Source organism: Arthrobacter sp. Soil_C_60 (assembly GCF_057656375.1).
This window is the reverse complement of record NZ_JBDGKM010000004.1, coordinates 55,932-67,877: the sequence shown is the minus strand read 5'-3', so window position 1 is coordinate 67,877 and position 11,946 is coordinate 55,932. Positions and strand designations below refer to the sequence as shown.

Here is an 11,946-nt window from a genome sequence, read left to right as displayed (position 1 = left end):
CCGCGGGAGACGCCGCGAGCCGATGACGGGTCACTCACAAGGAGCATCAATATGAACACGAACCAGGCAAAACTGCCATCAGCGGGCACGGTGCAGACGAACGGGCAGGTGCTGTATTACGAAATTCATGGAGAAGGACCTGAACTCGTCCTGGTGATGGGAATAGGCTACGACTCGTCGCTCTGGACGTTGGCGCAGGTCCCGGCCCTGTCCACCCAGTTCCGGGTGGTCTTGGTCGACAACCGCGACGCGGGCCGCAGCTCGAAAGCCAGCCATCCGTACACCATTGCGGACATGGCGGACGACCTGTCCGGCCTGCTTGACGCGCTGGGGATTGCCCGGACCCACCTGTTGGGGCTTTCCATGGGCGGGATGATTGCCCAGGAATTCGCCCTACGGCACGCCGACCGGCTGGATCGGCTGGTGCTCGCCGCATCGGGAGCCGCGCCGGCCAGAAGCGCCGTCGACCCGATCCAGATCTGGAGCTGGGTCAAGGCGAACGACGCTACGGGGCAGGTGTTTGGCGGCCAGCAGTTCGTGTCGCTGTTCTCCACAGCCTTCCTCCGGAACCACGAGGCTGTGCGGGACACCGCCGCGCTATTGGCAAGCAATCCGTATCCGATGAGTCCCGAGGCCTACGGGCGGCAGGCAGATGCCTACCTGCAGTTCGACGCCCTTGACCGGTTGGGCGCAATCACGGCACCCACTCTGGTCCTCGTTGGCGAGCAGGACCTGCTGACGCCACCCTGGATAGCGCGCGAGGTCGCCGACGCGATCCCCGGCGCACGGTTCGAAGTCATCCGTGGAGACGGGGCCTCGCACGTTGCGGCGATCGAGCGCGCCGACGACTTCAACCGCCTCGTTTCGGAATTCCTTGCACCGAAGGTTCAGGGCACGCGGTTGAGCCATTCGTCGGTGGCGAACTTGGTGGCCGCGAGTTCCTTGGCGGCAGCCAGTTCCTCTTCGGAAATCCCGGCCTCCACCGCCCCGTAGCGGTCCTTGAAGGTATCCATCATGGTGTTGATGATCTCGGCGCGGGACAACCCGGTCTGACGGCGCAGCGGATCGACCCGCTTTTTGGCACTGCTGATGCCCTTGTCGGAAAGCTTCTCCTTGCCGATCCGGAGCACGTTGGTCATCTTGTCCGCATCGATGTCATAGGACATGGTCACATGGTGCAGCATGGAACCGCTGGCCAGCCGCTTCTGCGCAGCCCCGCCGATCTTGCCCTCCGGCGTCGCAATGTCATTGAGCGGCTGGTAGAAGGCTTCTACGCCCACCTTCTTCAGTGCGGCCATCGCCCAGGCGTCCAGGAACGAATACGAGGCTTCAAAGGACAGTCCGTCCACGAGGGTCTGCGGCAGATACAGGGAGTACGTGATGGCGTTGCCATGCTCCATGAACATCGCTCCGCCACCGGTGATCCGCCTGACTACCGTGACGCCGTGGCGCTCGGCTCCGTCCGGATCCACCTCGTTGCGCACGGACTGAAAGCTGCCGATGACCACAGACGGCTCGTCCCAGTCCCACAGGCGCAGCGCGGGCGGCCGTTTGCCTTCGCCCACCCGCCGTGCCAGTACCTCGTCCAGGGCAACGTTGAGGTGGATGGGCAGCGTCTGCGGCCCGATGACCTGCCAGTGATGGTCAAGCCATCCAGTTGCTTTGGCCAAGGCGCGCCGCACTGCCACGGCCACCGCATCGGCCGAAAATCCGAAAAGCACGACGTCGGCAGCCAGCGCGGCGGAAATGGCTGCGGAATACTCGCCGTGGCTGGCCTCCGTGGACAGTCCGTTCAGGGCTGCGTTGATGTCCGCCAGCGCCTCGTCGGGCTCGAGGAAGAAGTCCCCGCTGATTGAAACGTTGGCCAGCCGGCCATCAAGGACGTCGAGGTCGGCGACAACCAGCTTGCCGCCGAGGACCTTGTATTCACCATGCCGGTGTTCTGACATCTGCGCTCCCTGTGCTCCACGCCTACCAACTTAACGTTCCAGTCTTACCACCGACGGCGGCCAGTGCGCGAAGCGGGGCAGGTCAGCTGCGCAGCGTCTTCATCGCCCCGGCCCAGGCAATGACCTGGTCGAAGAGCGGCGTGAGGGCTTCGGTGGCCTCGTCCGTGGGGACGAAGTCCTGGTCGTCGTCGAATTCATCATCGAAGGGCAGGAAGACCTGGGCCCTGACATCGGCCAGCTGCAGTTCGGCCGCAATCCCGCGCAGGTGTTCCACCACACGGGTGCCGCCGGCACTGCCGTAGCTGACGAATCCGGCCGACTTGTTGTTCCACTCCGCGTACAGGAAGTCGATGGCGTTCTTCAGGGCGCCGGGAACCGAATGGTTGTACTCCGCGGTGACGAAGATGTAGCCGTCGAACGGGGCAATCTTCGCCGACCACGCCTTGGTATGGTCCTTGCTGTATTGCCCGGTGGACGGCGGCATCGGCTCGTCGAGCAGAGGCAGGTTCTGCTGGGCGACGTCGATCAGCTCGAATTCGGCATCCGTACGCTGGCGGGCGTGCTCATAAACCCAGTTGGCCACGGGCGAGCCAGTGCGGCCGGGGCGGGTGCTGCCGAGGATGATCGCGATTTTCAACATGGCGGACTTCTCCATTCGACGAAGGCGGTTCAGTCGTGCTCGTATCTGCGGCGCGGTGGGCCTAGTCGCATCCTAACCTCCCGAGGGCGTGAGGTTCCGTTAAAGCACGAATGCCCGCACCAGAACGGTACGGGCATTCGCGGAAAGCTGTGGGCGAAGAATTACTTCTTGCCGAAGCCCTTGAAGCGTGCGTTGAAGCGCTCCACACGGCCGGCGCTGTCCATGATGCGCTGCTTGCCGGTGTAGAACGGGTGCGACTCGGAGGAGATTTCAACCTCGATCAGCGGGTAGGTGTTGCCGTCTTCCCACTCAACAGTCTTGTTGGAACCAACAGTGGACTTGGTCAGGAAGGAAACGCCGGACGCCAGATCGCGGAAAACAACCGGGGCGTACTTCGGGTGAATATCAGACTTCATTGTGTAACCTTTGATCGCGCCCCTGGATTTTGCCAGCGGCTTTAAGGATTGGAAAGAGAGCAGTCCACACAGGACCAGCAATAAACACTACCGTATCCAAGCCCCCACGTCGAAACCGGAAGGCAACCCGGCTTGGCAGCGGGCCCGTCGCGGCGCGCACCCATGCTCCGGACATTTCAGTCCGGGCGGCAGGCCCAGAAAGCCACCGCGCTGGCGGCGGCCACGTTGAGGGAATCCACGCCCGCGCGCATGGGGATCATGACTTTCAGATCGACGCCGGCCAGGGTCTCCGGCAGCATACCTGCACCCTCGGTGCCCAAGACCAGGGCGAGCTTGTCGAAATCGCGTGACTCGAGTTCATCGAGGGTGATGGCGTCCTCGGTAAGTTCCAGCGCCGCCGTCGTAAATCCTTCTTGGCTCAACAGGGCGAGTTCACCCGGCCAGTCGTCCAGCCGTGCCCACGGGATCTGGAAGACCGTCCCCATACTCACCCGGATGCTTCGGCGGTAGAGCGGGTCCGCGCAGCGGGGGCTGATCAGCACCGCGTCCATGCCCATGGCGGCAGCGGAACGGAAAATGGCGCCGACATTGGTGTGGTCCACGATGTCTTCCAGCACGGCCACGCGGCGGGCGCCGGAGAGAACCGCGGCGACCGGCAGCGGGGTAGGGCGGTTCATCGCGGCCATTGCACCGCGGTGCAGGTGGAAGCCGGTGATCGCTTCGAGGACCTCGGGCGCGCCGACGAACACCGGGACATCCGGGAACTGCGTGATCACATCCTCCAGGTCCGCCAGCCATTTTTCGGCCAGGAAGAAGGATCGCGGGGTGTGGCCGGCGCCGATGGCCCGGCGCAGCACCTTGGAACTCTCCGCAATGTACATGCCTTCGGCCGGTTCGCGGCGCCGGCGCAGCGCCGTGTCGGTCAGCTGGGTGTAGTCGGCCACGCGGGGATCCTGGGCCGAGGACAGATACTGCAAGTTCATGCGATGAGGTTCGAGATCATCACGTAGAGCGCCACGAGGCCGAGGACAACGATGATGCCGCGCAGGACAATAGGCTTGAGCCGCCGGCCCACGGCGGAGCCTGCCAGGGCGCCGATGAGGGAACTGACCGCGATGATGAGCACCACCCACCAGTCGATCCGGTCGAACGCGAAAATCATGTAGGAGATGGCGGCAATGATGTTGACGCCCAGCACCAGCACGTTCTTTATGGCGTTGGCCTGCTGGATCGTGCCGTGCAGGAACACACCAAGGATCCCGACGAGCAGGACGCCCTGGGCGGCGACAAAGTAGCCGCCGTATACGCCGGCGAAGTAGACCAGGAACAGCAGCACCCAGGGGTGGCTCTTCTCCCGGGCCTGGGCGGCCTCGCGTTCACGCACCCACTTCTGCAGCCGGGGCTGGAAGACCACGAACAGCAGGGCGATCACGATCAGGAACGGGGCGGCGTATTCAAACACTGCTTCGGGCAGGTTCAACAGCAGGGCCGCTCCGGTGATGCCGCCGAGCAACGAGGCAGGCAACAGGACCTTGAGGGTGCTGCGGAGCCCGGAAAGTTCACGCCGGTAGCCGTAGACTCCCCCGACGTTGCCGGCGATCAAACCCATGGCATTGGAGATGGTCGCCGTCACCGGGGCGAAGCCGAGCGCCACCAGGATGGGGAAGGTGACCAGCGTGCCGGAACCGACAATGCTGTTGATCGTTCCGGCCCAGAGCCCGGCCAGGGCAATGATTCCAGCCTGCAGTAAATCCATCTAGGGGCAGAGCTTAGCTGCGCCGGGCGACGGCGGTGTAGCGGCCGCCGTCTTCCTTGAGTTCAAGCGGCATATCGAAGGCCGAGCTGAGGTTTTCTTCGGTCAGGACTTCGGTTATGGGGCCCTGCGCCACCACGCCGCCTTCGCGCAGGAGCATGGCATGGGTGAAGCCCGGCGGCACTTCTTCGAGGTGGTGGGTGACCAGGACAAGGGCGGGAGCATCCTCGTCGGCGGCCAGTTCGCTCAGGCGCTGCACCAAGTCCTCGCGGCCGGCCAGATCCAGTCCGGCGCCCGGCTCATCCAGCAGCAGCAGTTCCGGATCCGCCATCAGTGCACGGGCGATCTGCACGCGCTTGCGTTCGCCTTCGCTCAGGGTGGCGAACGGGCGGTTCAGGAAGGTGGACATGCCCCACTGGTTCAACAGTCGGAAGGCGCGGCGTTCGTCCATCTTTTCGTACTGCTCGCGCCAGCGTCCGGTGACACCGTAGGAGGCCGTCACCACGACGTTGAGGACCGTTTCATGCTCGGGTATCTGGCTGGCCAGCGCCGCCGATGCCAGGCCGATCCGGGGCCGCAGCTCAAAAACATCCACCGAGCCCATGGTCTCTTCGAGGATGCCGGCTTCGCCCTTGGTAGGATGGAGACGGGCACCGGCGATCTGCAGCAGCGTCGTCTTACCTGCACCGTTCGGACCGAGAATAACCCAACGCTCACCGTCCTTGACCTGCCAGTCGACGCTGTCAAGCAGGGTCTTGCGCCCGCGGACAACGCTGACTCCGGCAAATTCAAGAACATCGCTCATAGGAGTAGACATTAGGCTAAAAGCCGTAGCATTCGCCAAACGCTACGCCGGTTACCGATGATGGGATCCGGCACATTTCCCCGTTGTTTATCCGTCCGGCCCCGCAGTTAAGATAAGGATCTATCCCGCATGCTCTCGCTTTTCCGCGTTGTTTCCTACGGCGTCGAACTCCCCGACGACTATCTTGCCGCCGTCCAGCACGCCGTGTCCGAAGCCGGCGGGGACATTGTGGAACTGGAAAACTTCAAGAACGACCGCTTCAAGGCCACCATACTGACCGTCGGGTACGACGGCGATACCGCCGCCGGCCTCTCGGCGCTGCGGGCGGCGGTCAAACCGGTGATCACCGATACCTTAGGAACGGCGGTCATGCCGGCCGAACTGGCGGGACCACGCCGCAAGATGCTGATCATGGACGTGGACTCCACGCTGATCAAGCAGGAAGTGATCGAACTGCTGGCCGAGCACGCCGGCACGCATATGGAGGTCGCTGCCGTGACCGAAGCGGCAATGCGCGGCGAAATGGACTTTGCCGAGAGCCTCCATGCGCGGGTGGAGACACTTCGGGATCTGCCCGTGGACGTGACCGAGCGGGTCCGGGAGACCGTTCAGCTCTCTGACGGGGCCGCCGAGCTTGTGGAAGCATTCCTTGACGCGGGGCATGTGGTGGGCGTGGTATCCGGCGGCTTCAGCCAGATCCTCGACCCGCTGGCCGAGGATCTGAAACTCCATTACTGGCGGGCCAACCTGCTGGGCACGGCGGAAGGTGCCCTGACCGGATTGGTGGATGGCGCCGTCGTCGATCGGGCTGCCAAAGAAGCCTCGCTGCGTGAGTGGGCCAAGGCCGAGAACATCGACCTGGCACAGACCATCGCGATCGGTGATGGTGCCAACGACCTCGACATGCTGGCCGCCGCCGGCCTTGGCGTGGCCTTCAACGCCAAACCGGCCGTGCGCGAAGCCGCCGACGCCGCTATCAACATCCCTTATCTGGACGTCGCCAGGCTCTTCGCCGGCGTCTGACCGGCTTCGAGAGGTTCTGGTCTTTCTAGTTGCATCGACTGGCAGTGCGCTTAAATGGCCGGCGGCTGCCGCGGAAGGACTCCGCTGCAGCCGCCGGCTCAGGTCCCGGTTGAGGTCCCGGTTGAGGGACTCAGGCCTGGGCGTTCTGGAACCAGTCGGCTCCGCCGACCAGCTCGGTGTGTCCCGAAGGAACGTCCGCCCTCGCCATTCTGGCAATCTCCACGGCAAACTCCTCGACTGAATAAAGCTTTCCTGCCGCCTCACGGCGGGCCTCGATGGCCCCGGGCGCCGCGCGGTCCAGCAGGGTGGCGGTCACGGTGCCTTCGATCATGTCGCCGGAGACCACCACCAGCGAGATGCCCTTCTCTTCCAGCGCCGGCAGTTCGGCCCGCAAGGCGTCCTCGCCGGCCCGCTTGCTCCGGGCCACCGGCTCATACTCGGGCATCGTGGGGACGGTGTCGATGAAGTGCGCCTGGTGGCTGGTGACGAAGACGACGCGCGAACCCGAGGGCATGACGTCCACGGCGGCCTTGAGCATGTTCACCTGGGCGTCACGGTTCAGGCGCATGGCGTAGTCCTCACCCAGCCCGGTCTCCATGCCGCCGGACGCATTGAGGACCAGCAGGTCCAGTCCGCCGAAGTTTTCCTTGGCTGCGTCGACCAGCGCCTGCGCGCCTTCCGGCACGGTGAGGTCCGCCCCGACGGCCACCGCGCGGCCGCCGGCTTCTTCGATCTGCGTCACTACCTTGTTGGCGCGGGGCGCCTTCTGGCGGTAGTTGATGACTACGGAAGCGCCTTCAGCGGCGAGGTTCTTCGCTACGTCTGCGCCGATCCCGCGGGACGAACCCGTCACGATGGCCGATTTGCCTTCCAATGCGCCCATGGCTGCTCCTCAATTTTTGCGGGGGACTCCCCTGCGCCTCCTTGTAGGAAACGCTTAACGGTAATGGTTGTCTGCTTCCATACTGCCAGTACGTGAAGCCGGACCTGTTGTAGGAAACCGACAAAATGCAGCCGAGGCCGCGAGGCCGCCGCTAGTGCCCCATGCCAAGGCCGCCGTCAACGGGGATGACGGCGCCGGAGATGTAGGCGGCCTCGTCGCTGGCGATCCAGCGGACCACATTGGCCACCTCCTCCGGTTCGGCGAAGCGGCCGGCCGGAATGCTGGCAAGGTAGTTCTTCTGGGTATCCTCGGGCAGCTCGGCCGTCATGTCCGTGTTGACAAATCCCGGGGCAACCACGTTGGCGGTGATGCCGCGGGAGCCGAGCTCGCGGGTCAGCGACCGTGCCATGCCGACCAGGCCGGACTTTGACGCGGCGTAGTTGATCTGGCCGGGGGAACCGTACAGGCCGACAACGGAGGAGATCAGGACAACGCGGCCCTTGCGCAGCCGGATCATGCCCTTAGAGGCCCGCTTGATGACGCGGAAGGCGCCGCCAAGGTTCGTGTCCACGACGTCAGTGAAATCGTCTTCGCTCATCCGCAGCAGCAGCGTGTCGCGGGTGATGCCGGCGTTTGCCACGACTACTTCCACCGGGCCGTGGGCGGCCTCGACCTCGGTAAAGGCTGCGTCAAGGGAAGCGGCATCGGTGACGTCGGCCTTGACGCCCAGCAGACCCTCGGGAACGTCACCGCTGCGGTAGGTGATGGCTACCTTGTCGCCGTTGGCCAGAAAGGACTTGGCGATGGCCAGTCCGATCCCGCGGTTACCGCCCGTGACCAGGACGCTTCGCCCGGTCTGCTGTTCGTTGCTCACTTTTACCTCCGTTGAACGCGGTTTATTTCTAAAGAATCCTAGCCTTCTGCAGGCTGCGGACCCGCATGTGACCATGGCCATCCCGGCGATCCCGGCCACGGACTTCGTCTGGGTTCCGGCACGTGGGAGAATTGAAGTGGGTCTTTGGAGCGTGATGAATAAGCAGCCAGATGATGATCGGGAAGTCCTCAGCATTACGGATGTCCCCGAAAGCCACACGGACGAGATGCACCGTCGGATGGTCAAGTATTCCCTTGCGATGGGAATCCGCTTGGCCTGCCTTCTGCTGTTCTTTTTCATCGACGGCTGGGCCAGGTGGCTCTTTGTTGCCGGAGCAGTCTTCCTGCCCTGGATCGCGGTCGTGATTGCCAATGGCGGCAGCGACCAGAGCAATCTCAAGCACAGCGATGCGTTGCTGGACCGCGCACCCGCCGGCGAACTGGAATCCGCGGAAGCCGCTGCGAAGGCCGCTGAACCCGTGGTGGTGCCCGGCGAGATCGTGGACGAGGAACAGGAAACCGCCACGGCGGCAGGCCCGGCCGCACCCGGCGAAGGACCGGAACGGGCAACCGGCTCGGAAACAGTTCACCGGCGCGCAGGACCTGCCGCGCCCGTTCATGACAGCTATGAGGTCTTCGAGGGCAATCTGAGCCCGGTGACGAAGCGCCGGAAGGACGAAAGCGCCGCGTGAGTATTTTTGACCAGCTGTCCGGAGGCGGGCAGCCAATGCCGGCTGAGACGGTGTGTTCCAGAAAGGGCTGCCGCGCTGCCGCGGTTTGGCAGGTGCGGTGGAACAACCCGAAAATCCACACGCCCGAACGGCGGAAGGTCTGGCTGGCCTGTGAGGACCACCGCGGCTGGCTGGAAGACTATCTCAAGCTGCGCGGGCTGTGGCGCGATACTCAGCCGCTGGACACTCCAGTAGAGGGAAGCTAGCCGATGTACCGTTTTCTGTTCAGCGCCAAGTGGCTGGGCTGGCTCCTTCTGGTGGTGTTGCTCGCCTCTGTGTGCGTGCTGCTGGGCAACTGGCAGATGGACCGCAGGGACCAGGCCCACAACGTTATTGCGGCGATTGAATCCAATTACGACGCCGACCCTGTCGATTTTGAAACCGTGCCGGATATCTTCGCCGAAGCCGACGACGCCGATGAATGGACGCCGGTGGTGCTGCGCGGCGAGTATGACGAAGCGGGCCAGCGGGTGGTGCGCAATCGCCCGCTCAACGGCCGTCCGGGATACGAGGTCCTGGTCCCGTTGAAGCTGGACTCAGGCGCGGCGGTCGTTATCAACCGCGGTTGGCTGCCGATTGGCAATGACGTGGCCGGGCACCCGGACACGGTTCCGGCTGCCCCGGAGGGTGACGTCACCGTCGTCGCACGTGTTAAGCCCGGTGAGTCATCAGTGGACCGCGGTGCTCCGGAGGGACAGCTGGCATCGATCCAGCTCGACGAGTATGCAGCCGAGCTGGACTACCCGATCTTCACGGGCGGCTACGGCTTGATGGCAGCCGAAAATCCCGCCCCGGCTGAGCGTCCCGCCCTCATGCCCAAGCCGGCAATCGATGAAGGCCCGCACCTGTCCTACTCCATGCAGTGGTACGCCTTCGGTGTGCTGTTCTTCGTCGGCTATGGCTACGCCGCCCGGCAGCAGGCAAGAATGGACCGGCTGCAGGAGGAAGATGAAGAAGCCGGCTACCACGAGGCCAATCCCGCTCCACGGCCAGCCGCGCAGAAGCGTTCCCGCAAGCGCCCCAGCGCCGAGGAAGAAGAAGACGCCGTGCTGGACGCCCAGGGATTCCGCACGGATGGCTCCCTGCTGAGCGAGCGGGACTAAGCCCGCCGCCAGCAGCAGCCGTCAGCGCTACGCGAGCGTGACCAGGTCCAGATAGCTCTCGTTCCAGAGGTCCTCCACGCCGTCGGGCAGCAGGACAACGCGCTCCGGGTTCAGCGCTTCCACTGCCCCCTCGTCGTGGCTGACCATGACCACCGCGCCGCTGTAGTTGCGCAGCGCGCCGAGGATCTCGGCACGGCTGGCGGGGTCGAGGTTGTTGGTGGGCTCGTCGAGCAGCAGTACGTTGGCCGAGGACGCAACAATGGTGGCCAGCGCCAGACGGGTCTTCTCACCGCCGGAGAGTACGCCGGCAGGCTTGTTGACGTCGTCGCCGGAGAACAGGAACGAGCCCAGGATGTTGCGTACTTCGGCGTCCTGCAGATCCGGGGCGGCCGTGCGCATGTTTTCCAGCACGCTGCGTTCGGTGTCGAGCGTTTCATGCTCCTGCGCGTAGTAGCCGATCTTCAGCCCGTGCCCGGGAATGACCTCGCCGGTATCCGGCGAGTCCACGCCGGCGAGCATCCGCAGCAGCGTGGTCTTGCCCGCACCGTTCAATCCCAGAATCACTACCCTGGAACCGCGGTCAATGGCCAGGTCCACGTCGGTGAAGATTTCCAATGAGCCATAGGACTTGCTCAGTCCCTCGGCCGTCATCGGGGTCTTGCCGCAGGGAGACGGATCCGGGAAACGCAGCGCTGCGACCTTGTCGCTGGCACGTACGGCATCCAGTCCGCTGAGCAGCCGCTCGGCCCGCTTGGCCATGTTCTGCGCTGCTACGGCCTTGGTGGCCTTGGCGCGCATCTTGTTGGCCTGATCCATCAGGACCCCGGCCTTCTTCTCCGCATTCGCTCGCTCACGCTTGCGGGCGCGCTCATCGGTTTCGCGCTGGAGCTGGTAGCGCTTCCAGTTCATGTTGTAGATGTCGATGGTGGCGCGGTTGGCATCGAGCAAGAAGACCTTGTTGACGGTGGCTTCGAGCAGCTCGGTGTCGTGGCTGATCACGATCAGCCCGCCGTGATGGTTCTTCAGGAACTCGCGAAGCCAGCTGATGGAATCGGCGTCCAGGTGGTTGGTGGGCTCATCGAGCAGCATGGTGTCGGCGCCCGAGTACAGGATCCGGGCCAGTTCAACACGGCGGCGCTGGCCGCCGGAAAGAGTTTTGAGCGGCTGGTTCAGGATCCGCTCCGGCAGCGCCAGGTTGGAGGAAATCGCGGCCGCTTCCGCTTCCGCAGCATAGCCGCCGCCAGCAAGGAACTCGGCTTCGAGCCGGTCGTAGCTGCGCATGGCCTTGGCCTGGACCTCCGCATTCTCGCTGGCCATGTCGGCCTGCGCGGCGCGGAGTTTGCCGGAGACGATATCCAGCCCACGGGCGGAAAGAATCCGGTCACGTGCCAGCTGGTCCATGTTCGGCGTCCGCGGGTCCTGCGGCAGGTAGCCAATGTCTCCGCTGCGGGTGACCTGGCCTGAGGCCGGAATGCCCTCGCCGGCGAGAACCCGGGTCAGGGTGGTTTTGCCGGCTCCGTTACGGCCCACCAGCCCGATCTTGTCGCCCTTGTCCACACGGAATGACACCGCGTCCATGAGCAGACGGGCTCCAGCGCGCAGCTCAAGATCATTAACGGTAATCACAGGTGGGACCTCTCCAAAGGGAATATAAGGGAATGTGCAGTACACGATGCTGCAGAAATCAGCCTTTCCAGTCTACCGGCCCGTATGACTTCGAAGGAAACCTACAAACGATCCTTGGCGCGCAGGCGCTATTCTCGGTAGTTG

Annotated in this window: 14 protein-coding genes; 5 read left to right on the top strand and 9 right to left on the bottom strand. The window is 64.2% G+C overall.

The window, feature by feature from the left end; all coding sequences use genetic code 11:
• Positions 1 to 51 precede the first annotated feature (51 nt).
• Positions 52 to 993: an alpha/beta fold hydrolase gene (locus tag AC3A4M_RS10050; protein WP_498735637.1), complete on the top strand. Its 942-nt coding sequence runs from the start codon at positions 52 to 54 to the stop codon at positions 991 to 993.
• Here the strand turns inward: AC3A4M_RS10050 and lplAB are convergent.
• The 6 genes from lplAB to AC3A4M_RS10020 form a co-directional block, all read right to left on the bottom strand.
• Positions 888 to 1,949: a lipoate-protein ligase LplAB gene (gene lplAB, locus AC3A4M_RS10045; RefSeq protein ID WP_498735636.1), complete on the bottom strand. Its 1,062-nt coding sequence runs from the start codon at positions 1,947 to 1,949 to the stop codon at positions 888 to 890. The two genes, AC3A4M_RS10050 and lplAB, sit on opposite strands and share 106 nt — an antisense overlap.
• Positions 1,950 to 2,031: 82 nt before the next feature.
• Positions 2,032 to 2,589: an NADPH-dependent FMN reductase gene (locus AC3A4M_RS10040; RefSeq protein WP_169998357.1), complete on the bottom strand. Its 558-nt coding sequence runs from the start codon at positions 2,587 to 2,589 to the stop codon at positions 2,032 to 2,034.
• A gap of 161 nt (positions 2,590 to 2,750) precedes the next feature.
• Positions 2,751 to 3,005 (bottom strand): type B 50S ribosomal protein L31, encoded by a 255-nt coding sequence (locus tag AC3A4M_RS10035; RefSeq protein ID WP_074702428.1) that lies wholly within the window; start codon positions 3,003 to 3,005, stop codon positions 2,751 to 2,753.
• Between the two features lie 176 nt (positions 3,006 to 3,181).
• Positions 3,182 to 3,988, bottom strand: a complete 807-nt coding sequence (locus AC3A4M_RS10030) for a TrmH family RNA methyltransferase (RefSeq protein WP_498735635.1) — start codon at positions 3,986 to 3,988, stop codon at positions 3,182 to 3,184.
• A complete protein-coding gene (locus tag AC3A4M_RS10025; RefSeq protein ID WP_498735634.1) occupies positions 3,985 to 4,761 on the bottom strand; it encodes a sulfite exporter TauE/SafE family protein in 777 nt (258 codons plus the stop codon). Before AC3A4M_RS10025 ends, AC3A4M_RS10030 begins: the two co-directional genes overlap by 4 nt.
• Before the next feature lie 13 nt (positions 4,762 to 4,774).
• Positions 4,775 to 5,563, bottom strand: coding sequence for an ABC transporter ATP-binding protein (locus tag AC3A4M_RS10020; RefSeq protein ID WP_498735633.1), 789 nt, complete (start codon positions 5,561 to 5,563; stop codon positions 4,775 to 4,777).
• Between the two features lie 129 nt (positions 5,564 to 5,692).
• On the opposite strand from AC3A4M_RS10020, the gene serB reads away from it, so the two are divergent.
• Positions 5,693 to 6,586 (top strand): phosphoserine phosphatase SerB, encoded by an 894-nt coding sequence (serB, locus tag AC3A4M_RS10015; RefSeq protein ID WP_498735632.1) that lies wholly within the window; start codon positions 5,693 to 5,695, stop codon positions 6,584 to 6,586.
• A 130-nt stretch (positions 6,587 to 6,716) separates the two neighbouring features.
• Here serB and AC3A4M_RS10010 read toward each other — a convergent pair whose 3' ends face one another.
• Both AC3A4M_RS10010 and AC3A4M_RS10005 read right to left on the bottom strand, forming a co-directional pair.
• A complete protein-coding gene (locus tag AC3A4M_RS10010) occupies positions 6,717 to 7,469 on the bottom strand; it encodes an SDR family oxidoreductase (protein ID WP_498735631.1) in 753 nt (250 codons plus the stop codon).
• Between the two features lie 151 nt (positions 7,470 to 7,620).
• Positions 7,621 to 8,343, bottom strand: coding sequence for a beta-ketoacyl-ACP reductase (locus tag AC3A4M_RS10005; RefSeq protein WP_498735630.1), 723 nt, complete (start codon positions 8,341 to 8,343; stop codon positions 7,621 to 7,623).
• A 154-nt stretch (positions 8,344 to 8,497) separates the two neighbouring features.
• On the opposite strand from AC3A4M_RS10005, the gene AC3A4M_RS10000 reads away from it, so the two are divergent.
• From AC3A4M_RS10000 to AC3A4M_RS09990, 3 genes are read left to right on the top strand one after another with little or no spacing between them, the layout of a single operon-like run.
• The gene (locus AC3A4M_RS10000) at positions 8,498 to 9,034 is read left to right on the top strand and encodes a DUF3099 domain-containing protein (RefSeq protein ID WP_498735629.1); all 537 of its coding nucleotides are present in this window, start codon (positions 8,498 to 8,500) and stop codon (positions 9,032 to 9,034) included.
• The gene (locus tag AC3A4M_RS09995; RefSeq protein WP_498735628.1) at positions 9,031 to 9,279 is read left to right on the top strand and encodes a hypothetical protein; all 249 of its coding nucleotides are present in this window, start codon (positions 9,031 to 9,033) and stop codon (positions 9,277 to 9,279) included. The genes AC3A4M_RS10000 and AC3A4M_RS09995 overlap by 4 nt, the downstream gene beginning before the upstream one ends.
• A gap of 3 nt (positions 9,280 to 9,282) precedes the next feature.
• Positions 9,283 to 10,176 carry an SURF1 family cytochrome oxidase biogenesis protein gene (locus AC3A4M_RS09990; protein ID WP_498735627.1) on the top strand — a complete coding sequence of 298 codons (894 nt, stop codon included), beginning with the start codon at positions 9,283 to 9,285 and terminating at the stop codon, positions 10,174 to 10,176.
• A 27-nt stretch (positions 10,177 to 10,203) separates the two neighbouring features.
• Here AC3A4M_RS09990 and AC3A4M_RS09985 read toward each other — a convergent pair whose 3' ends face one another.
• Positions 10,204 to 11,802: an ABC-F family ATP-binding cassette domain-containing protein gene (locus tag AC3A4M_RS09985; RefSeq protein ID WP_498735626.1), complete on the bottom strand. Its 1,599-nt coding sequence runs from the start codon at positions 11,800 to 11,802 to the stop codon at positions 10,204 to 10,206.
• Positions 11,803 to 11,946 lie beyond the last annotated feature (144 nt).